This window comes from Ercella succinigenes (genome assembly GCF_900002895.1).
The window spans coordinates 210,732-234,842 of the sequence record NZ_CDHP01000040.1; the positions used below are offsets into that span (position 1 = coordinate 210,732).

The window sequence follows — 24,111 nt, forward strand, 5'->3', positions numbered from 1 at the left end:
CTCATTAGGCAAATGTTGAGAAACAAATTAATCAATTCAAAAAAATTGTATATGATCTGCACGGTTGTGGTTTCTTTAGTAAAGCGGTGGAATTTATGTTTAAAAACACAATTAAATTTAATTTAATGCTTACATATTCTTTAGTAATATTGGTTCCTTTTCTTTTGCTATCAACTTACTTTGTTATCACCGAATCCAATAAAATAAATGCAAGATCCTATGCAACATTAAGGCAGAATTGTGTTTCCTTAAATGAGTCAATGGAAAGAGAAATATGGCAAATGAATCTTGTTTCTTTAAATATTGCTTACTCTAATCTGATAAAAAGCACATATGGTGAATACTTAAGTAATCAAAACGATCATGAAAACCTTAAGGCATTAAATGAACTTTTGGCTAATAGTATCGGCCCTAACAGACTTGTAGACCAAGCAAATCTTTATTCACACACAGGTATTGTGATTGCTTCAGGTTTGAATAACAATAATTATTTCTATCCGGTTGAACAAATGCCTTGGTATGAGGGGGTAGAAAATAATGACGGTATCAGATTACTCACTTATGAAGGTGAAGATGCTTATATTTCAAAGTATACAACAGATCAATTAGGGAAACTTTTTATTTCATTATCACGTAAGTATTATGACAATTATAATAATTTACAAGGTTATCTGGAGGTCAAAAAATCTGTTAGGCAGGTTTTGTCTCAGGTTTTTACCTATAACAGCGTTATGGGTGAAGAAATAGTAGTTTTTGATGGTTCGGGTAATTTAATTCATTCGGGTCAACAAAGTGAGGAACTTTCACAATTAGTATATGAAAAACTAGCTGATTCCGAGCCTTCAAGTGATTTTGTTCGGATAGCAAATGATAAATCAAATTATTTTGTCACCTTTGAAAAATCAGACGATAATATGCTGACAGCTATAGTTATTGACGAGAAATCTTTGTTCATGCCAACACATAGCTATATAAGAAATGTTATTTTCACAGCGGTAGTATCTTTGTTTCTGGCATTTATTCTCTCATATTTTGCAGCTAACAGAATAACTGTACCTATTCAAAAAATTTATAGCGAAATGAAGCAGGTAAATCTTAATGGATATTTAAAGAAAAAAAGTTTGAAAACCGAAATTATTGAACTCAATAGACTTTATGACAAATTTATTGATATGCAACACAAATTAGTCGATAGCCTTAACAAACAACTTTTGCTTAAAAATCAAGAAATGCAGTCCAAAATGCTTGCTCTTCAATCACAAATGAATCCGCATTTTCTATTTAACAGTCTTGCAAATATACAAAGCATGGCCGATGCTAATATGGATCAGGAAATCATTAAAATGTGTCAGTCTATGTCGAATATTTTAAGATATATTTCCTCAGATGGTGAAACTACAGTTTCGCTAAAGGATGAGATTACTAATACTATTGATTTTCTTGATTGCATGTCTGCCCGTTTTGATGAAGATCTGTTCTATACTATCGATATTCCAGATAATATGAGCGGTATTAAAGTTCCTAAACTAAGCATTCAACCTCTTGTAGAAAATTCCATCAAGTTTTGCTCAAAGAAAAATCCTCCTTGGCATATAAACATCAAAGGTATAATCTGTGATGACACCTATCTCATAACAGTCACAGACAACGGAACCGGCTTTGATGAGACTGCTCTTTCTATAATTAATGATAAAATTACTGAAATAGATTCTACTGGGCTGCTGCCCTCATTAGAAATAAACGGCATGGGTCTTCTGAATATTTATTTAAGACTTAAAATATTACATGGTAAAGTGTTTGTTTTTAAAATAGAAAACATTGAGGAAGGTGGGGCAAAGGTTACAATAGGAGGAGATATTAAAGAATGATTAGAAGTTCAGAGCATCGATAGCGAGATTTTTCTGAATTTTAACCATAAAAATAATCTGGATTTATTGGCTGGAATTTTCACATGGTTCAAGATTTCCATCTTCACGCGATCTATATTCTGAAGGGCTTTGATTAGTCACCTGCTTAAAAACTTTACTAAAGTGAAATTGATCGGGATAGCCTACTTTGCGGCCAACTTCTGCGATTGATAAGTTGGGATTTCTCAATAATTGCTTTGCGACACAAATCCTATAATCACGTATATATTTCGAAGGGCTCTTACCAGTAGTTTTGGCAAATATTTTAGAAAGATAAGAGATGGAAAAACCAAATTTATCGGCGATTTCTCCAAGATCAAGCAAATCCATATAATGATTATGAATAAATTCCTCTACCAGCTCTACTATTTTTTCAGGTTTTTGAAAAGATGAATTACTTTCAATTTCCAGATTATCCTGAAATGTAAGCAGCTTTTTCTCTATTTTTTTCAAAACTGTGGATAATTCCCCGTCGTTAACTGGTTTTAGTAAATAGTCCATAACATTATAATGCAAAGCTTTTTGAGCATAAGCAAATTCATTATATCCACTTAGTATTACACAAATAATAAAATTATACTTTTCACTGATTCTTTTGGTTAATTCTAATCCATCCATAACAGGCATGCGAATATCGGTAAAGACAACATTTGGCAACAATTCACCAGTAATCGATAAAGCTTCTTCGCCGTTGGAAGCAATTGCTACAACCTCAAAACTGCTGTTTAAGCGCTGAATACTCCTGCTGATATTTCTGGCAATTAATTTTTCATCTTCCACCACTAAAACCGAGAATTTAGGTTTGTTCATTTGGAAATTCCTCCATAACAGCTGCTTTGCAAACTTTACCAGCATGTTCCGGTATAAATCATCAATTTGCTTTATCTGATTTGTGCCATTCTATGAGTGTCCAATTAGTAAAATATCATGCAATTTGGATTTTGGCAAAAAAGTTATTGACTTGTTTTCGATATTTTCGGGAAGCGAAGCATATCGGATAAATATGGTTACGTCAAAATAATACATAAAATTAGATCAAAGCATCCATTTGATTCTGTGCAATTGCTCTATAAAATGATAATCGTTCAGAAAAATTTATAGGAGGATTGATTATGAAAAAAAGCAAAAGATTATTATCCGCTCTGCTGGTTCTGGCACTAGCTGTTTCCGTTGCTGCCTGCGGTGGCGGAACCACACAAACAACAGCGCCAGCAAGTAATGACACCACCACTACTTCCGGGGAAGCTTCAACGGATAATGGTGAAAAGCAAAATGTAACTTTGTCTTTTATGGCAAGTCAGGACTGGGTTCAAGATGCCGAATTGGAACTTGCTAAAAAATACGAAGAAGAGACCGGTGTGAAAATTGATTATCAAATTGTTCCATCTGATCAGTACAATAATTTGTTAATGACTAAATTAAATACTGGTGAAGGCACCGACATTTTTGGTTCTCAAAGTGGCCAGTTTGATATTCAAACTTCTATCAATGTTGAAAAGAACGCAGTTGATTTATCAGATTCAAGCTGGGCTTCGAACGTAGATGAGTTGGCAGCTGCCGAATTGACAGTTAACGGCAAAATTTACGGACAACCTTCACAAGATGTTTCTGCTGTTTGGGCTGTAGCTTATAATAAAAAGATCTTTGAAGAGCATGACCTTGAAATACCCACTAATTATGAAGAGTTTGTGCAAATCTGTGAAACCTTGTTATCTGCAGGAATTATTCCAATTTATGAATGTGTATCAGATGGTTGGCACCATGTTTTGTGGTTCCCTGAATTATGCGTTGTTGCTGAAACCAATAATCCTGGTTTGGCTGATAAACTTAACAATAATGAAGTAACATTTAAAGGCAATGACAACTTTATTACTATCTTGTCTCAAATTAATGAGATGGCTGCCAAAGGATACTGGGGTGAAAATTATATGTCTAACCAGTATGCAGATGCTGCTAAAAGTATTGCCTCTGGTGAGTATGCTATGACTATTGCAAATCAGGGCTTAGGAGCTGAGGTTAACGAGATTAATCCTGATTTCCCAGTAGATCAGATAGGCTACTTTGTTGCACCATTGGCCGATAATCAGACTTTGAATGTTAATCCTTCAGGCCCTGCTAGATTTATATTCTCTGGATCAAGTAATATAGATGCGGCAAAAGCATATCTGGAATATCTTGCTACTGAAGAAAGTCTCACTTATTTGACAGAAAATGTTGGTAAGTTTAACAAGCTTCCTTTCTCAAATGCACCTACAACATACTCCGAAACTATTCAGGACTTTTATAACAGATATACAAAATCCTCTACCGTTTATCAAACTGCTGTAAAATATGTCAATCCTCAATGGATGGAAATCGGTAGTAGTCTTTCTGCAATGCTTCTTGGTGAAATGACCGAAGACGATGTCTTAGAAGATATTGACAAAAACAGAGCCGAGCAAGCAAAAGCCGCTAGCGACGAAGCTTGGAATTAACAGAACGATGAACCGTTCAAGGTACAGCCTGATTCCAATGATTAGGCTGTGCCTTTTTTATTCTAATAAAAAAGGAGCGTTCCTTGTATGAACAAAAGAAAAGTTTATCCCGGGTATTTTATCTTGGGAGCTTTACTTATATATCTTGTTTTTATGGTAATACCTGGAATTATAGGCATTGGATATTCTTTTACAGACTGGTCTGCCTATACTCATGAAATAAAATTTGTCGGTCTTGAAAATTTTGAAACAATCTTTTCTGCCGGTGAAAATTACATGAAAATCATAAAAAACACTATTTCTTTCACTTTCTTAACTACGATTATTAAAAACGTTATAGGATTATTAATGGCTCTTTTATTGACTCGTCGAATATTCTTTTTGAATTTTCATAGAGGCATAATGTTCATGCCATCTGTCCTTTCAACATTGATTATAGGTATGATTTTTACTTCGATATTAAATCCCGCAGTAGGGCTTTTAAATACCTTCTTAAGAGATATTGGTCTGGATGCCTTGGCAAAACCTTGGCTTACAAGCTCCGAATATGCATTTGGTACTGTTATTGCTGTAGATGTATGGCGTGGTGTCGGCTATATCATGACAATCCTTATCGCAGGGCTTTTATCAATCTCTCCCACATATTATGAGGCGGCAGATATTGATGGAGCAAATGGGTTTCAGAAATTTTTCAGAATTACTTTACCATTATTATTACCAACTCTGGCAACGACTACGGTCCTAAATGTAATTTATGGGTTAAAGGTCTTTGATATGATATATGCTCTCACCAATGGTGGTCCCGGAAAAGCAACAACAGAGGTTTTGTATACGGCAGTATTTAAAAGGTTTAGTACCGGCCAATATGCGGTCGGCACAGCTCTTTCCTCCGTAATGTTTGCCTTTATGGTTTTGGTTGGTGTTTTCATGATTCACATCATGACAAAAGATGAGGTGGTGGAATAATGAAAATAAAAAAAATAACCATGGGCATTTTTGCCAATGTTATTGCTTGGCTAATTTCTCTGATATGCCTTGTGCCACTGGTGCTTATATTATTTAATTCCTTAAAAGATAGTTTATCCGCATCAGCGATGAATCTTACTTTGCCAACGACGCCTATCCCATGGGATAATTTTTTGATAGTTATTGAAAAGGGTAAACTGCTTTCATCGTTTATCAACAGCTGCATTTATTCTTTCGGCAGTGTCATTCTATGCACGCTTTTGGCGGCTACAGCAGCTTATACTCTTTCAAGAAACAGAACTAAGTTTAATCGCTTTTTGTATATTTTTATCGTTCTTGGTATTGCTATGCCGTTAAACTATGTCGCTTTAATTAAGGTCATGTCTACTTTGCAGTTAATGAATTCTCGATTAGGGATAATTCTTCTATATGCTGGTATGCAGCTTCCTTTCTCTGTATTTCTGCTTCACGGCTTTGTCGCTAAAGTTCCGGTTGATCTGGATGAAGCAGGAGTTATCGACGGTTGTTCACCGATACGACTTTTTGTATCAGTTGTTTTTCCGTTGTTGAAACCAGCAGTTGCAACTGTTTTTGTTTTAACCTTCTTAAATACCTGGAATGAGTTTGCATCCCCACTTTACTTTCTCAGCAGTTCAGAAAAATGGCCTATGACATTGTCGGTATATAACTTTTTTGGCATGTTTTTCAGAGACTGGAATCTGGTAAGTGCCGATATACTATTAACCAGTATTCCAGTTATTCTTGTGTATTTGCTAGGACAAAAATATATTGTTTCCGGTATGACTGCCGGTGCAGTTAAAGGATAGGGTAATTTGATGAAAATACTTTCTAGTCAACATAAAAATCAGGAAATACTTTTTAGCACTGATAATGGATTTTTCACTTTGCAGGTTATTTCGCCTTCTGTTATCAGATGCATCTATTCAAAAAAAGCGCCACAATTAAATTATTCAGCCATTGACATTTCTGAAAAAGTGATTTCTGAAACTTCTTTGAATGTAAAAGAAGCAGATAAAAATTTTTGTGTGCAGACAGAAAATATTATACTGGAAATTGATTCTTGTTCCGGGAAATTTGTGTGGAAGGAAAGATCAACTGGAAAAATTCTTCTTGAAGAGATGGGGAAAGAATTAACTGTAATTCCAGTTGTCAAACATTCTACCTTCGGGGAAGAGCCTAAAATACGTCGTGTAAAAACTGTTGATGGAGAGCGTAATTTTGTTGAAAATTTAAAACCTCAAATAGATCGTGAAGCATATCGCGGTAAGTTGTTTTTTAAATGGAAAGAACAAGAAATTCTGCATGGTTTAGGACAAGGAGAGGAAGGGATATATAATTATCGAGGGCATAACCAATATCTTTATCAGCACAATATGCGTACGCCGATTCCTTTTCTTATTTCTGATCAAAATTACGGAATCTTATTTGATTGTGGATCATTGATGACATTTAACGATGATGCCAGAGGGTCTTATCTGTTTTTTGATACTATAGAACAGATGGATTATTACTTTATTTATGGCAAAAAAATAGATGATATTATTAAAAATTATCGACTGATTACGGGAGATGCTCCTTTGCTTCCTAAATGGAGTTATGGCTATATACAATCGAAAGAAGCTTATACTAATCAAGATGAGTTGGTTGATGTAGCTGCCGAATATCGTAAAAGAAAAATTCCTTTGGATTGTATAGTTCAGGATTGGAACACGTGGGAAGCTGGTAAATGGGGAAATAAGCGACTGGATCCTACTCGATATCCAGACATTAAAAAGGCAATCAAAACCCTTCATGATATGAATGTTCATTCGATGGTGTCTATTTGGCCTAATATGAATGCTGGTTGTGAAGATTATGAAGAATTTTTAAAAGAAGGACTTTTGCTGGGAGATGCCTCGACCTATGACGCTTTTCAGGAAAAGGCGAGAGCTCTATACTGGCGGCAGGCAAGCAGAGAGCTTTTTCAGGGCGGATTTGATAGTTGGTGGTGTGACTCTACAGAACCGTTCAGCGGACCTGACTGGAGTGGAGAAACTACAAGGGAGCCTTGGGAAAGATATTCTTTAGTAGGAGAAGAACATAAAAAATATTTAGATCCGGCTTTTGCCAATTTATTTGCGCTTAAACATGCTCAAGGAATTTTTGAAAACCAAAGACTTCACAATAGCGAAAAAAGAGTTGCAAATCTAACTCGTTCTGGGTATGCCGGCTCCCAAAAATATGGAACCATTCTTTGGTCAGGCGATATCAGTGCCAATTGGGAAACCTTAAGGAAACAAATTGTAGAAGGCTTAAATTTCGGCATGAGCGGTATGCCTTACTGGACTTTGGATATTGGCGGATTTTTCGTGGTAGGAACTGATTATAGCAAGCGTGGCTGTGGCTGCAGTGATAATCCAAATCCTCTATGGTTCTGGGATGGTAAATATAATGATGGTTGTGATGATCTAGGATATAGAGAACTTTATACTCGCTGGTTGGAATATGCTGTATTTCTTCCAATTTTTAGATCACATGGAACAGACACCCCGCGTGAAATCTGGAATTTTGGCGAAAAAGGAGAACCTTTTTACGATGCTATCGAAAAATTCATTCGTCTTCGATACCGTCTGATGCCCTATATTTATTCCATGGCAGCATCTGTTACCTTTAATCAAGATACTCTTTTAAGAAGTTTTCTTTTTGATTTTCCCAACGATGCAACTGCGAAAAAAACAAGCGATGAATTTATGTTTGGTCATTCGATTTTGGTTTGTCCAATTTATAAACCTATGTACTATGAAGCAAACAATCAGCCGCTTCAGTGTGAAAAAATATGGCAGTGTTATTTGCCGGCTGGCTGTGATTGGTACGATTTCTGGACCGATAAAAAGTACAAGGGTGGCCAATTTGTGATCGTAGAAGCATCTATAGACAGAATGCCGGTTTTTGTACGTGCCGGATCTATAATACCAATGGAATCTGAAAATATAGAGTATGCAGAACAGATATCAAAAACTCCTTTTGAAATCCACATTTATCCTGGGGTGGATACAGAATTTGTTCTATATGAAGATGCTGGTGATGGCTATGCTTATGAGCAAGGCGAGTATAATTCTATTTTAATGAAATGGAGTAATAGCTTGTCCATCTTTACCATTGATAAAGCCGCAAATCAGTTTAAACAGTCTATCAAGGATCGAAATATTAAACTAATATTACACGATGAATCTAATTCTCAAACTTTTTCTTTTCACTATGATGGATCCTCTTTTAGCATTAATTTGTAATGCTATTTTAAAAGTCAATATATTACATATTTCGGCAAATAGACTCTATGTTTTTTATTTTTTATATGACTATAATTCCAATATAATAGGATCCTGAATATGTATGATCTTAAGGAGGATAGTAATGAAAGAAATGGAATACAGATTAAAACAGATAGATGAACTGATTCAAAAAGGACCATTTAAAGATAACTGGGATTCGCTAGCGAATATACAGGTGCCGAAATGGTACAAAGATGCAAAGTTTGGCATTTTTATCCATTGGGGCGTTTATTCTGTGCCCGCTTTTTCAAATGAATGGTATTCCCGCAATATGTATATTAAAGACTCAAAAGAATTTGAGCATCACATAAAAACATATGGTGCCCATAGCGACTTTGGATACAAAGACTTTATATCTTTATTCAAGGCGGAAAAATTTGATGCTGATGAATGGGCAAGTCTGTTTGAAGAGGCCGGAGCGAAATATGTAATTCCTGTAGCAGAGCATCACGATGGTTTCCAAATGTACAGAAGTGATATTTCCAGGTGGAATGCTGCGGAAATGGGACCAAAACGGGATGTGCTTGGGGAATTAACAGAAGCTTTTAATAAACGTGGTTTAATCAACGGTGCCTCCACACATCGCGTAGAACATTGGTTTTTCATGGGACATGGCAAAGAATTTGATAGTGATGTCAAAGAACCTATGCAGCGAGGTGATTTTTATTGGCCTGCGATGCCTGAAGCTGGTCATCATGACTTGTTCAGTCAGCCGACACCAACAGAAGAATTTCTTCAGGACTGGTTAATCCGCTGTTGCGAAATCGTTGACAGGTTCCAGCCCAAGATAATTTATTTTGACTGGTGGATTCAGCATCAGGCTGTTAAACCATATCTGAAAAAATTTGCGGCTTATTATTACAATCATGCTGTCCAAAACGGCTATGAAGCAGCGATAAATTACAAACACGACGCTTTTCAGTTTGGAACAGCTATTGTAGATATTGAACGCGGTCAATTTTCAGAAGTCAAACCCTTTTGGTGGCAGACCGATACTGCAATCGCCAAAAATTCTTGGTGTTATACCGAGAATAATGACTTTAAAAAAGCAGAAAATATAATCTGTGATCTGGTTGATATAGTCAGTAAAAATGGCTGTTTATTGCTAAATATTGGTCCAAAAGCAGATGGGACAATTTGTGATCAGGAAAAGGCAGTTCTTAAAGAAATTGGTGCATGGTTGAAAATAAATGGTGAAGCTATTTACGAAACTGGCATCTGGCGTCAGGCTTGTGAAGGGCCTACTCAAGTAGTAGAAGGACAGTTTACCGATGCCAATGATAAAGTTTTCACAGCAGAGGATTTTCGTTTTACTGTTAAAGGCAGTTATTTATATGTAACCTGCCTAAGTTATCCAGAAAATGGACAGATCTGCATTAAATCTTTGGCCGAGCATGATGCTTCTAAACTGCCACTGTTTCACGGAATTATAAAAGACCTTGATGTTCTGGGATTTGATGAAAAACCTGATTATACACGCGACGAACAAGGTCTGCACATTAAGACAAAAAATATAGTCAGCAAATATCCGGTTGTTTTTAAAATACATTTAGATTAAGCAATATTTTGATAAACCGTCTATAAGGATCGTGATAACAGTAAAGCTATCACGATCTTTTTGTAGGCTTTTAAGCCAATTGAGCAGCAAAGTGCCATACAAGCAGGCTGATTAAATATACATGTTCTTTGAAACAAAATTTTTGAGTGATTATTCTGATATTAATATCAGAGGCTTAAAAGCGGCTGCCTCAAAATGATAAATTCTGAGACAGCCTTATAATGAATTACCTAGATGTTCTTATTGATGTACGATTAATTATATTTACCTTTTCTTTTGATATAATACTGTCTAGCAAATAATACCAGCGCTGCTACTGCCAGAAGGATTGTAAGACTAATCCAGATAGAGATCGCATTTTCTCCAGTCTTAGCCAAACCATCTGTTTTATCGCTGCTTGATGTATCTTCTTCTTCCTCTTCAGAATCTTGTTCGGCAACAGCTTGTTCTACAATTGCAAAGGTAGAGAATCCATCAACTTCAAAAATTATGTTATTGCCATCGATGATAAAGTCGAGGAGTTCTACCACGCCGTCATCTGTGATATGAATTAATGCGATCCTGCTTGGATCCATTGCTTCAGGTATTGCCATTGTAATAGTTACTTTTGTGCCGGCTTTGGGTTGAACCGATATTTGCCCGGATTGTGTCATAGCCTTGATGTCTAAGAGCATAATCTGATCAAAATTACCAATCAGTTCTCTGGCTTTTTCAATGGCAAGCAAACCTTCATCACTAGAATTGCTTATTTCTCTCACTGTGATTACTACGTCCTCATCAAAAGCCTCTTTATCAGCTTTGGCTGCAAGTCCTACTAATGTATTGTTGTTTACTTCAACTTCTACTTCATCCGAACCAATTATCTGATCTGGTTTTGTGACAGGCTCGGTAGGTTTAGTAGTAGGCTCGGTAGGTTTAGTAGTAGGCTCGGTAGGTTTAGTAGTAGGCTCGGTAGGTTTAGTAGTAGGTTCGGTAGGTTTCGTGGTAGGCTCGGTAGGTTTAGTAGTAGGCTCGGTAGGTTTAGTAGTAGGCTCGGTAGGTTTAGTAGTAGGATCCGTAGGTTCGGTAGTAGGATCCGTAGGTTCGGTAGTAGGATCCGTAGGTTCGGTAGTAGGATCCGTAGGTTCGGTAGTAGGATCCGTAGGTTCGGTAGTAGGATCCGTAGGTTCGGTAGTAGGATCCGTAGGTTCAGGCGTTGGGTCAGTGATAATTGCTTCTTTAACATTAACAGTAAATGTTGCAGTTTGCTCCTGATAACTGACAGTTATTGTTTTGCTGCCTGCTGTCGAAGAATCAAAAGCACTTACGTTATAGCCTGTTACTATGGCTTCGCTGCCATCACTGTAATGAGCTGTAACCACTAATCCGTCCAGATCAAGCTCTTCGTCGATTTCATATTCTGTCTTTGTAGGTGCGGCTATGCTTATGGAATCCAGAGTGACTGGAATTGGTGCTTCTTTAACATTAACAGTGAATGTTGCAGTTTGCTCCTGATAACTGACAGTTATTGTTTTACTGCCTGCTGTCGAAGAATCAAAAGCACTTACGTTATAGCCTGTTACTATGGCTTCGCTGCCATCACTGTAATGAGCTGTAACCACTAATCCGTCCAGATCAAGCTCTTCGTCGATTTCATATTCTGTCTTTGTAGGTTCGGTTATACTTATGGAATCAAGAGTGACCAGATGTTTATAATTTAAGTAATTATTAATCTGTTCTACTTCAACATCGGATAATGCTCTGTCATAAATAAGAATTTCAGAAATTGTGCCTTTGAAGAAATAATCATCTCCGCCACTGATGCTCTTGCCAATATACATTGTGGAGCCTATGTTTTGAGTTGTTGCTCCCTGACCTTCCTTAACCAGAACATTTGCTCCATCTACATACATTCTTTCTGTTGTACCATCTTTAACAGAAATAGTTATAGATGAATTGTCTATAGCTGTTGATCTTCTGTGCTTAATATTACAGAACTGTACCCCGGTACCAAATCTGGTCGATACCCAATCATGATAAGGAGATATGAACATGGATCCCCAGCCACCGGACTCGGTGACAAAGAGAGCTGCATGTCTGTCTCCAGATGTCCACACATTATCCCAGTTTGTAACAGTAGGCCCAGTGTAATGGGTTACTACAACTAAAGATAACTCAGATTTGTCATTGAAGTTTACACCTTCAAAAGAAAGGGAATTGGTGGAGCCATCAAATAACAACGCAGGTACACCGTTCTCGTTTGTTGATAGCTGAGGCGCAGTTGCTGCACTAGCTTCCATAGTTACGTCAGCTGTTCCCTGGCTTTCCCATTTGAGTACGGACAATCCGTCATCTCCTAAGGTAAGTCCGCGATCTGCTGTGAACCACATATCAAGGCCATTGGTTGGAATCGGACTCTTTTCTTCGAGTGTTACTTCGCCCCAATTGGAACCATTCTGCCAGGAAGTGCCAGTTTCGTCATACCACATAACGATATCCTGGCGGGTTCCTGTTGCATTGGCGTCGTTGATCTGTACATCAAAACCAATTTTTGCATTTGCTGCAGGATCAACTGTTTTGAAAGGTATCTTAGCTTCTATTACATATCCGCCTTCGACTATTCTTGCGAATGACTCGAAGCCTTCTTGGATACCGGTTCCGTTAAAGGTTTGCTGGTTTTCATAGCTGATTCTATACTGACCCATTCCTAACTGGTAGGTAGAAGCTTTAAGATTAGTTTCATCTACAAAAATCTCAACAGAATCTCTTTCATGAGCGCTGCTGCTGTCACTGTTTAGAACAGGATCCTGTACTTCTACAAGAACATAAAGATTATCTTCATCCCACATAACCTTCGCAATGCCGGATGCTGTTCCGTTATCCATGACCAGATGTTTTTCTATTACCAAAGAAGGAGCACTATTCCAAATTGGATCGTTGCTATCTCCGCCTAAAGCAGGTGTACCATAGGTAGCCAGACCATTACCTGGTGTTACCATATTCAGCACTCTTACTTTGGCATCTGATTGACTTAAAATACTGCCGTCAGATGCTACAACAGTCAGAATATAAGTGCCTGCTGCCCGGGGAGCTCTGATAGAAGTGCTATCTCCAGATGCTTTTGACTGGGTAGGATCATTTTCATCAAAAGCTGATAAACCGGATGGAGCCAGCCAGATATCTTTATCAGAATCATTTAAAGGTTGATCGAACTCTATCAACCCTTCAGGGGATATAGTTACATTTCTTGGCAAAACTTTATTGGCATCAGTTACACTTGTGCTGAAATTAATTGTTTCAGCAACTTGCGATTCACCTATTGGAGTTGCTTTTAACTCCCAGTTGTTTTCTGTAGTTATAGTGAAACCGCTATTTACGCTTTCATCATTGAGAGTAAAGGTATAATTATCTCTGTCTAAATCCAATATCAATGGAGCCAGCTCAGAAACATTGTAGTCTCTTCCATCAGAAACATTTGCCAGATCCTTCTTTTCGCCCACATACAAAGTGAATTCAGAAGCACCTGAAACATCTCCATTTGCGTACTTGATATATAGTTTGTATTCTCCCAGAGTTTCAGGAACTTGTATGGTTTTTTCGTTACCGGCGGCCTTAGTCATGGTATCGCCTTCTTCAAAAGCAACAGTTCCCAGCGGTGCCAGCCAGACTTCGTCTTCCGCATCTAACAGGCCTCTGCGGTTTAGTGTGTCTCCTGAAGAAAGACGTACATTTGATGCCAGTTCATAATAATCGTCCGGCATAACATCCTTGCTTACCATATATGTGTATTCATCTTGAAGACCAGAATTCAAAACTACATTATTACCTGCTTTAGGCCAAATATAGTTTTCATTAACATACTGTTCTAAAGTACAATCAGGAGCAGTGGTTTCCGAACGATTGGTGTTTGAAAATCCATTTGTTACAATCAAATTGTGCTTTCTGCGCCAGTCATTCATTTCATAAACGTTACGGATGATATTGGTTACCACATTGCTGTCGAATATAATATAAGCGCTGCCTTCGTCAGGATGGAATCCATTTACCATGCGGCTGCCGTTTGCTACAGTCGGCGTACGGAAGGCGTTGATATAGTTGTTGCTCATTTCAGAATATTCTGTCCAGTCATCGTTGCCCTGTTGACCCAGAGTATAGATGCCGCCTGCATCCTGAAGAATAGAGCAAATCTCTTCTATACGGTTATTATTTATATGATTATTTCTTGAAGTTGTTGTAGGTACACCTGGAAGCTGGGAGTCTGAACCGTGGTAACCGTCAAAATTACACCAGCCCCAACCTGCACTGATACCACTATAAGAACATTTATAAATAAAGTTATGCTCAATTCTCATATTATAGGTAAAGAATGAAGTTATAGGGGAGTTGCCCGGGAAGAAGTAACAGTTTTCCAGCAAATAGTTGTTTGTTATAAAAATATTTCTGGGAACTGCTTCTGTACCAGCCGGGAACTTTTCTTTATCAGGACCCGCATACTGAGGTGCAACCTGATGTATTGCAGTATCATTCTCATAAACATGCTGAGGATGACCAATAACAATACCAGCTCCGCCTGTATGTCCAATATAGTTACCTGTTATTTCACAATCAAAAACATCATTTTCATAATGTATTCCCAGATAACCGGTCATTTCTACGCCACAATCCAGAATGTCGATGTTGTGGGCTGTTGTAACATGGATAGCCGCTGGTGGTATATCATATGCACGATATATGTCGTTATGCCAGTTGCCGTCTGAGAATTTTGTGGCTACGGTACAGGCCTGCACTGTAGCATTACCGTGTGAACCTTCCACTTCGTGTAAATTCCAGTCTGTATAGGCAAATGTTACACCACGGAAAGTAATATATTTAGCATAATCAACTTTAGGAGTAGAACCATTTACTTTTACAAGTGTTTCCAATTCAGGAACAACAACTTCTGCAGTTGACAGATCTTCTCCATTTTGAGGAATATAATACAGTGTGCTTCCTGCCTGGTCAAAATAGAATTCGCCAGGATTTGCGAGCCATTCATAAACGTTGACAACATCATTGCTTCTTGTAGGCGAATAACCTGTATTCCAGCCTAAATTCTGAGCAATTGCTGCGTAAGGCATCTGGAAATTAACTTGAGTTTCTCCTTCTGCCGTTTCTGTCAAACTTTCAGCACAGACAATCGCCTTAACCCAGGTAGATCCTGATTCCAGTTCGATGTTCTGAGGATTTCTGGTGTTTGGAGACAAACCAAAATCAGCAGCAAAAACATTACCACTGCTGATATTACTTCTGGAAACCCATGCCCAGTCTGCTTGTCCGGCTGTTACATTATAACTTCCTACAGCTCTTAAAGGTGTTCTGGTTTTTCTTGTCATGCTGGCACGTTCGCCATTAACATAGATAGCACGCAACTTATCATCACGTACCAAAGTTGTCTTGTAAGCTGTAATGCCTTGACCAAGCCAGTTTATCTCAGTAGCTTCTGTCCATTGACTGTTCAGAACCTTACCACCACTTACAACAGGGTTTGCTCCCTCTGCAGCCTCATAATATATGGTGCAGTTTTCATTGCCAGAATCGTTTTCGTCAAAAACAATAGTCTCATCTAATTCGTAGACACCATCTTCTATTTTTACAACGATGTCTCCGCTGGATTTGTCTAGTGTTCTAACATGTTCTTTTGCTTTTTCGATAGTGGCAAAAGCGTTGTTTTGCGATCCGTTGCCGGTCTCGTCGCTGCCCTCGGTAGAAACATATACCGTGTAAGCAATATTTCTGTTTGCTGCGTCTGCATCACTTGGTAATGAAGACGCTGTAATTGCGGTAGTAATACTACCCAACAAAAGTAGGGTGGCAAGAATTCCGCTCAATACTTTTTTCATAGATATCCTCCTCTTGAAAATTGGTTTTCCCGAAAACAGTTGCTAAAAATGTTGTACCAATTACCATCTTAATGACATGACAAATAAACTGCTTTTCAACAGCGTTATTAGTCAATTTAGCTATATTTTCAGGGGTTTGCTAATTGTTTTTTATTATACTTTGCTGTTTGTGTTCATAAAATGGTTATTTCAATTCAAACGTATGTATAAATTTAACTGGTCTGGAAAGAATTATTTTGGTGAAGATGAGACTGGTACAAGAAGAGGAAAAAACAAAAAAGTTGTTTTGAAATCTGCAATCAAACTTTTGGAAACAGTCCGTATTGCAAATCCCAGGAACTTATATTGCAAAATCCCAAGGTATGTAATACAATTTAATAAGAATATTAATTCAAGCTGTGAACTAATGAAAGTATATATGATGTCTACGGCAGCTTGCAAGTAAAAGCAAATAATATAAGGAACAGTTTAAATGGAACTTACATATTTTGAATCCGGCTTTAATTTCAGCCAAGATGGACCGGGAAATAGATTGGTCTACCATTTGCAAGGATGTAATATGCATTGCCCGTGGTGTGCAAACCCTGAAGGAATACCTCTGCAGGCACCTTTGATGGTTGACAGCAAAAACTTGATTGCAGGGATCTGCCCGCATGGAGCCATTAAAAATAAAAGCCTTGATCGCAAAATATGTGAAACTTGCAAAGATCGCAAATGTCTTGGCATAAATCGCAGTCAAGGAATAAGTATCAAGGCAAAAAGTCAGGACATCGTTCAGATCTGGCAGCAAATTGAAAGTAGCCGGTCACTATTTTTTGAAGGTGGAGGAATAACCCTTACAGGCGGTGAACCAACTCTCCAATTTGAAGCGGTAAAAGCACTTCTTAGCAAGTGTAAGGATAATCATATCAACACGGCTATGGAAACTAATGGAACTAATCCAAGATTGCCTGAACTTTATCCACTGATAGATCATCTCATAATGGATGTAAAACATGGAAACAGCCAAAAATTAAAGCTAATAACAGGGCAGTCTTTGACACATATCAGGGCAAATCTGGAAAAAGCTATGGAGCAAAACAAAGATATTCTTATCAGAATACCTATTATTAATAATTTCAATACAGCAAAAGAAGACAGGCTGGCGTTATCAGAATTTATTAAAGACCTGGATCGCAATTTGATCAAATTGGAATTGCTCAAATTCCATGAATATGGTATTCAGAAATGGCAAGCAAGCGGTCAGATTTATAAGCTTGATTCTGGCTCTAGAGTTTCAAACCAACAGATGAAAGACTGGCAGCAAGATCTTGAAAAAGAAGGCTGGGAAATAGTAATTACATAAAGAATACATAAAAAACAAACAATTAAACAATTATAGAAGGGCTGGTAATGAAAATGGAAATATCCAAAACAAATAATTCCACTAAAGGCAAAGAAAATATTGCCACTTTATATTCGCCGGAACAACTGGAACATCTTGCGAATAAACTTTTTGCCGAGGAGAAAACACGCAAACGCCTTGATGGCTGGTTTATTGCAAAAGAAATACAACAAAAATCTGATTTGCTTAATACTGACGAATCTGCTGCTATGCGGGCAGCTTTGGCATTGAAAGAAATAGCTGCAAATCTACCTCTGGAGATTAGTTCTAATGCTGTTTTTGCCGGCACACAAAGAGATGCTTTTGCCCGCAGCTATGCCCTGATAAATCCAACTTTTGAAGTTGAAACTTTCAGTGGCTACTGTGATCCGACAGCTGTTTATAATGATATTGAGCCAAATCAGCAATTTACTGCTGAACGAATCGAGAAAATGCGTGAATATCAAAAAAAGCAACCTTTTGTAGAGGCTCTCGATCGAACATATAGTGAAGTCGAAGAATATACCTCTGAAGTTAGTTTTTTTGTCGAGCAGGTGACCGGTCATGTAATCCCTGATTTGCGCCCTCTGTTGGCAAAAGGTGTGCTCGCAGCGATAGATCAACTGCAAACAAAAATAGCAATCGAGAAAGATCCTAAAAAGATTGATAATTTCAAAGCTATGGAGATTTCACTTGAAGCTGTACTTGTTTTGTCCAGACGTTATAGTGAACTGGCAAAAAAACAGCTTGCAAAGCTGAAGGAGATAAGTAGTTCCAACGAAAAAGAAAAGCCTGATTTAAGTATAATCAATGACAAAATACTCATGAATGAAGAAATTTCAGATGGTACAGAAATTCGAATTAAACAGCTTCAGTTGATTGCGGATACGCTTGATCACATCCCTGCTAAGGGAGCGGAAAATCTTTATCAGGCCATTCAGAGTTTCCTTTTGATCTGGCAGATAATGTGTCTGGAACAAGCACCTAATCCATTCGCCTTTTCAGTAGGCAATGCCGACAGGATTTTTGAGCCATATCGTGCCAGAACTGGTTTGTCACGGGAGCTTGCCGCCGGTTTTTTGAAGCATTTTCTGGTTTTCTTTAATGTAGGTGACCGTAGCTGGGCTATTTCTCAGAATATTCTGGTGGGAGGCAAAGACACAGACGATAAAGATCTGACGAATGAAACGACCTATGCTTTGCTTGATGCCTATTACAGTATGAATTTGCCGCAGCCTATATTATCAGTTAAATTGCATCGCAATACACCGGAAGCTCTATATAAATCGCTTGGAAGATTTTTCTTCACTCCCGGAACATTGACGCCTTCTTTGTTTAACGATGACTCTCTGTTTAATGTTCTAAAATTGGCTGGAAGAGAAGCTCAGGACATCCCTGATTATGCAATAGCAGGTTGCCAGGAACCTCTTATTATGGGTAAAGACAATGGTAATACAACAAACAGTTGGCTTAATCTGGCCAAAATACTTGAGCTTACCCTTAATAATGGCAGATCATTATTAACCGGCAAAAACATAGGTCCTGAAAATAGTTATTTTACAGACAAGAGTATGACTGATCTGGAAATCCTGACAAATATACGTCAGCTATTTGAACAAAGACTTAGCTTTTATGTGCAAAAAATGGCAGAGTCCGCAAATGGTGCTACTGAAGCACTGTCGCTCATGCCTGTACCTTTTCTAAGCACGATGATGGGTGGTATGGAAAGCGGCTATGACATGCGTGATACGAAAAACCAGGGCACAAAATACAATGGCAGCGGCTGTCTTATCCATGGATTGGCAGTTGTTGCAGACTCGTTTGCCGCTATTGATTGTCTGCTGGCAGAAAGATCGCAAGATGCTACCAGGTTAATCAGGGCATTGCAAAATAATTTTGTAGAAGACGAGGCTTTGCGCCAGTATTTAAGCTCTTGTCCTAAATTCGGCAACAATGACACGAAAGCTGATTCAGAAGCTGTGCGTCTTGTCAACCTTGTTTCTGATAATGTTGCGAAATGTAACAATAGTTTAGGGAACTCTTTTCGTCCTGACTATGCTACGCCTTCCACACATCTTCTTTATGGTTACTGGGTAGGTGCTACGCCAGATGGGCGCAAAGCTCGAGAGATGCTTAATTACGGCACCGATCCACTGGCCGGAGATGCCTCTAATGGTTTGGGCTTCCGCATGTTATCAGGCTTTAAACTTCCATATGAAAAAATGCCTGGAGGATATGCCTCGCATTTTGGTATAGATCCCAAATATTTTCGCGAACAAGATCTGGAAGAACGCGGGATAGCATTTTATCGGCGTGTTATCAAGCCTTTATTTTTCAATGAACATACAGACAACAATAAATCTAATAATGAAGCGTTAGTTCAAAAACAGACAAATGAAGCTGTACAAAATAATAATGAAAGCCAAAACTTAACTGCTCCTTTTTATCTTTATGTCAATATAACAACAGCGGAAATTTTGCGAAAAGTGCTTGCTAAACCTGAAAAATATGCTCCCGGAGGAGTCTATATCATGCGTATTCATGGAACCTTCGTGAATTTTTTAGATCTTTCACCAGCAATTCAGCAAGATATTATTGTGCGCCTCGATCCACAGTCATCTGTGATATCATAAAAGTAAATGAAGGTCTATCAACTTTGAAGTCAGACGTATAAAAATTTTGATGCTGTTATATGCAGATATTCAAAAATCTGGTCAGGAGTAGGTCATGAAAGTTTTAGGAATTGATTTTGGAACAACTTCAATATGTGCAGTCGTTTTACATGGCGAATCAGGAGCTGTCCTGGAGACGGTAACCCTGGATAATGATGCACAGATAACAACCGGTAAATCATGGGAAGCCCTGCAGGACGCTTCTGTTATTTGGGCAAAGGCAAAGCAGCTTGTTAATCGTCTGATAAATGATCACCGGCCTATACAAGCGATAGGTTTGACCGGACAAATGCACGGAATAGTTTATGTTAATAAAAGTGGTGAAGCAGTAAGCCCTCTCTATTCATGGCAGGACGGACGCGGTGATCTTATACTCACTGACGAAACTTCCTATGCGGCAGCACTTTCGGAAACTAGTGGCTATAATCTTTCTACAGGGTTTGGCGCTGTAACTCATGCTTATAATGTCAGGAAAAAACTTATTCCGTCCGATGCAGTTAAATTTTGTACAATTCATGATTATATTGCTATGCGTCTTACAGGACGTACCACTCCTTTAATACATTCATCTGATGCCGCCAGTATAGGTCTTTATGATCTCCGGAATAAGCAATTTGATTTTGCCGCAATAGAAAAATGTGAGCTAAAAGCAAGCTTTTTTCCAGAAGTTACTTCTGGATTTGATATTTTAGGAAATACTTCAGAGGGAATACCTGTTATAACACCAATAGGAGATAATCAGGCAAGTTTTATAGGCTCGGTCAGGGATATGTCCAGCAGTCTGGTGTTGAATGTTGGCACAAGCGGACAAATTTCTCTGCTGGCTCAGACTTTGACGGCAAAAGAAAAGCCGATGTCAGAAGCAGATGGAGCAGACGCAAAATCTGTACTTAATTCAAGTCTGGAATTAAGGCCTTTAACAGCAAATCAACAAATTGTTGTCGGAGCAGCACTTTGTGGTGGCAAGTCATATGCTTTGTTAGAGAAATTTTACCGGTCTGTATTAAGTATGGCCGGATTGGATGAAATTTCTTTATATAAATACATGGATACATTGTCGGAGTCTTTTGATGATCTTGAAGATAAGCTTACCGTTAATACAAGATTTAATGGTACCAGAGTCAATCCTGAGGAAAGGGCTTCTATCGGTAATATAGGTTCGCATAATTTTGATGCCCGGCATTTAACAGTAGGAATTCTGGAAGGTATCATAGAAGAGCTCCACGATAATTACAATCTGCTTTCGGATAAGCCGTCAATAACAACTCTTATTGGTTCTGGTAATGCTTTACGTAAAAGCCTTGTACTTCAGAAGATTGCAACCAGACGTTTTGGCCTTGAGCTTCATATTCCTGCTCACAGTGAAGAGGCTGCCTATGGCAGTGGACTTACAGCACTTACCGGAATTGGTTTTTATGAAAAGATAGAAGATGCCCAGAAACTGATAAAGTTTGAAGATGAACCTTGATCAGACAATACACAAAAATGGTTTAAAAAATTAAATATATCTGAAAAATAGTTTTTCTGCGAATAGTTATTATGTTAACATATCCCTACAGGGCTTTAAGAATTTCTGATAAGTAGTGAATGTGAAAACAGAGTGTTTTTGTCAGGTTAAAGCAGTATCATCTTGGGTGCGGTTATGAAAAAAGAGCAGGATATTAAACCGATTGACTTCAAGAAGTATATCGTATTGCTGATAGCAGTTGCAATAGTATTCCTTGTTTTGGGATACTCTGTAATAAGAATAGCCAATAATCACTATTTCGAACAGGTGCAGGAATTATCTGCTAATCTTGCCAGAGGTTATGTAAGCAGTATACAAAAGGCATATCAGGCAGACAGGGTAGTAAATGATTTGCTTGAGGATAAGATTCTTATAGCAAGTCAGGCGACTGGAATATATACTGCCGTAAACAGTCATCGGGCTTTGGTTGATGCTGCCAGAGTACTGCAGGTAGACGAGATCAATATCTATAATAAAGAAGCTGAACTTCTATACTCAAGTACTCCCAGTGTAAGAGGGTTCGTGTCTTATGAAGGCCACCCTGTATATGAATTTAGTAAAAGATCGGACACGAGTTATGTTGAACCTATTCGTGCAAATGTAGTTACCGGGGTGCTTTATAAATATGGATATTTTAAGATGGACGATGGCAAGATTGTTCAGATTGGTGTTGCGGCTGATAAAGTAAATGAATTCCTCAATGAATTTAGAATGAGCAAATTGATAGCAGAGATATATAGTGATATAGAAGTAGAACATGTTCTTTTTATGAATGAAGAATATAGAATCGTTGAAAGCACCAATCAAAGAGATATTGGTGTGACTATTTCAGATCCAGATATGATTTCGCTCATAGAAAGCAATTATAAAAAAGGGAAAACAACTGTTATAAACACATCTTCGGAGCATACAGACTATACAATCAGCCGAGCAGATGGTAATACAGACGAGACTGTTTATGGATACGGGAGATTAAATAAAGGCACCCACTATCTCTTTGTGCCGGTTACAATTGAAACGGAAAGAATAGGTACTCTTGTTATAGGCCATTCGCTTGTCGGCAATCAGACTTTTACCAGTCAGTTCATAATGATATCAATTACAGCCCTTATTATTATATTTGCCCTTATTATTTATGCTTTTTCTATGACGTACAACAAGGATAAGCGATTAATAAATATGGCTTATTATGACAAATTAACAGGTCTACCTAATGCAGAATATTTTACGGGTTTTATTGGCAATGATCTGAAAAACTTTAGTGATAAAAAAAGAGCTGTGTTACTAGCCAATTGCAGTAATTTCCGCATAATCAATATGACTTATGGATACAATCAGGGAGATTTGATATTAAAAGAAGTAGCAAGAATGTTAAAAGATCTTTGTAATGAAAAAATCAAAGTTTTCCGATTTGCTGCTGATCGCTTTATCTTTTATGCAAAAGATTATAAAGATCAGGAAGAACTTGTAATTTTGGCAGGGAAGATCTGCCAGAAATTTGATGAACCTTTCCCCATAAATGAAGTCAATAAATATATATCAATAGAAATCGGCATTCTTGAGATAACAGAAAAATATAAAACTGCCAGTCAATTATTAAAGGATGTGCTTATTTCAATTAGTCATGTAGAAAAAATCAAAAATAATTGCCGCTTTACCTTTTTTGACAGTCAAATGGAAGAAAAAATTAAAAGAGAGGAAATAATAGAATCAGAATTAAGAATGGTTATTAAAAAAAGAGATAGCAAAAAACTATTCCTTAATTATCAGCCACAGCTCGAATTAGAAAACAATACCATTGTCGGATTCGAGGCGCTGGCAAGATTTAATTCAGATACTTACGGTTTAATATCACCTTTAGAATTTATAGATATAGCAGAGAAAAATCAATTGATTATTCCGCTGGGTAATATGATATTAAGACAAGCTTGCCTTTTTTCTGCACAACTAGATAAAAAGGGATATAAAAACCTTAAAATGGCAGTTAATATATCGGGAGCACAACTGATTGATGAAGACTTTGCCCGAACCGTGCTCAAAATTGCACAGGATTCAAATATGCAAATATCAAATTTAGAACTTGAGATAACCGAATCAATCCTGCTTGATGATTTTGGTATTATTAACAGTAGACTTGAAGAGCTAGCAAAAAACAATATTAAAATAGCTCTGGACGATTTTGGCACCGGCTACTCATCTTTCTTCAGATTAAAAGAATTAAACGTACACAATCTTAAAATAGACCGCTATTTTATAAGCCGCATCAACAACAAAAATAAAGATGACCTCGTCAGCGGCGAGATCATCAATTTTGCCCATAAATTAAATTTAAAAGTAGTAGCAGAGGGCGTAGAAAATCAAGAACAAAAACAATATCTAATAGATCATAATTGCGACATAATGCAAGGATATCTCTTCAGCCGACCGCTAAAAGAAGATGATGCAATGAAGCTGTTGAAAGATAAAAGTTAATG

The 24,111-nt window shown here is 37.7% G+C and carries 12 protein-coding genes; 10 read left to right on the plus strand and 2 right to left on the minus strand.

Annotated features, from left to right (window positions below):
• Positions 1 to 95 precede the first annotated feature (95 nt).
• Positions 96 to 1,868, plus strand: a complete 1,773-nt coding sequence (locus AC0KSB_RS09640; protein WP_472308685.1) for a cache domain-containing sensor histidine kinase — start codon at positions 96 to 98, stop codon at positions 1,866 to 1,868.
• 63 nt (positions 1,869 to 1,931) lie between these two features.
• On the opposite strand, the gene AC0KSB_RS09645 is transcribed toward AC0KSB_RS09640, so the two are convergent.
• Positions 1,932 to 2,717 (minus strand): response regulator transcription factor, encoded by a 786-nt coding sequence (locus AC0KSB_RS09645; protein ID WP_472308687.1) that lies wholly within the window; start codon positions 2,715 to 2,717, stop codon positions 1,932 to 1,934.
• A gap of 302 nt (positions 2,718 to 3,019) precedes the next feature.
• Here AC0KSB_RS09645 and AC0KSB_RS09650 point away from each other — a divergent pair, with 302 nt between their 5' ends.
• The 5 genes from AC0KSB_RS09650 to AC0KSB_RS09670 all read left to right on the plus strand — a co-directional run bounded on the left by AC0KSB_RS09650 (position 3,020) and on the right by AC0KSB_RS09670 (position 10,237).
• Positions 3,020 to 4,381 (plus strand): ABC transporter substrate-binding protein, encoded by a 1,362-nt coding sequence (locus AC0KSB_RS09650; protein WP_472308689.1) that lies wholly within the window; start codon positions 3,020 to 3,022, stop codon positions 4,379 to 4,381.
• A gap of 87 nt (positions 4,382 to 4,468) precedes the next feature.
• Positions 4,469 to 5,347: a carbohydrate ABC transporter permease gene (locus AC0KSB_RS09655; protein ID WP_472308691.1), complete on the plus strand. Its 879-nt coding sequence runs from the start codon at positions 4,469 to 4,471 to the stop codon at positions 5,345 to 5,347.
• A complete protein-coding gene (locus tag AC0KSB_RS09660; RefSeq protein ID WP_472308693.1) occupies positions 5,347 to 6,174 on the plus strand; it encodes a carbohydrate ABC transporter permease in 828 nt (275 codons plus the stop codon). Before AC0KSB_RS09655 ends, AC0KSB_RS09660 begins: the two co-directional genes overlap by 1 nt.
• 9 nt (positions 6,175 to 6,183) lie before the next feature.
• Positions 6,184 to 8,637 (plus strand): glycoside hydrolase family 31 protein, encoded by a 2,454-nt coding sequence (locus AC0KSB_RS09665; RefSeq protein WP_472308695.1) that lies wholly within the window; start codon positions 6,184 to 6,186, stop codon positions 8,635 to 8,637.
• 124 nt (positions 8,638 to 8,761) lie between these two features.
• Positions 8,762 to 10,237 carry an alpha-L-fucosidase gene (locus tag AC0KSB_RS09670; RefSeq protein ID WP_472308697.1) on the plus strand — a complete coding sequence of 492 codons (1,476 nt, stop codon included), beginning with the start codon at positions 8,762 to 8,764 and terminating at the stop codon, positions 10,235 to 10,237.
• 254 nt (positions 10,238 to 10,491) lie between these two features.
• Here the strand turns inward: AC0KSB_RS09670 and AC0KSB_RS09675 are convergent, their stop codons facing one another.
• Entirely contained in the window at positions 10,492 to 16,095 is a 5,604-nt protein-coding gene (locus tag AC0KSB_RS09675; protein ID WP_472308699.1) for a sugar-binding protein, read from the minus strand.
• Positions 16,096 to 16,567: 472 nt separating this feature from the next.
• Between AC0KSB_RS09675 and AC0KSB_RS09680 the strand changes: the two genes are divergently transcribed.
• From AC0KSB_RS09680 to AC0KSB_RS09695, 4 genes are all read left to right on the plus strand, one after another.
• The gene (locus tag AC0KSB_RS09680) at positions 16,568 to 17,440 is read left to right on the plus strand and encodes a glycyl-radical enzyme activating protein (RefSeq protein WP_472308701.1); all 873 of its coding nucleotides are present in this window, start codon (positions 16,568 to 16,570) and stop codon (positions 17,438 to 17,440) included.
• 47 nt (positions 17,441 to 17,487) lie between these two features.
• A complete protein-coding gene (locus AC0KSB_RS09685; RefSeq protein ID WP_472308703.1) occupies positions 17,488 to 20,091 on the plus strand; it encodes a pyruvate formate lyase family protein in 2,604 nt (867 codons plus the stop codon).
• A gap of 94 nt (positions 20,092 to 20,185) precedes the next feature.
• Positions 20,186 to 21,598 carry a sedoheptulokinase gene (locus AC0KSB_RS09690; protein WP_472308705.1) on the plus strand — a complete coding sequence of 471 codons (1,413 nt, stop codon included), beginning with the start codon at positions 20,186 to 20,188 and terminating at the stop codon, positions 21,596 to 21,598.
• A gap of 174 nt (positions 21,599 to 21,772) precedes the next feature.
• Positions 21,773 to 24,109, plus strand: a complete 2,337-nt coding sequence (locus AC0KSB_RS09695; RefSeq protein WP_472308707.1) for a putative bifunctional diguanylate cyclase/phosphodiesterase — start codon at positions 21,773 to 21,775, stop codon at positions 24,107 to 24,109.
• Positions 24,110 to 24,111: the final 2 nt, after the last annotated feature.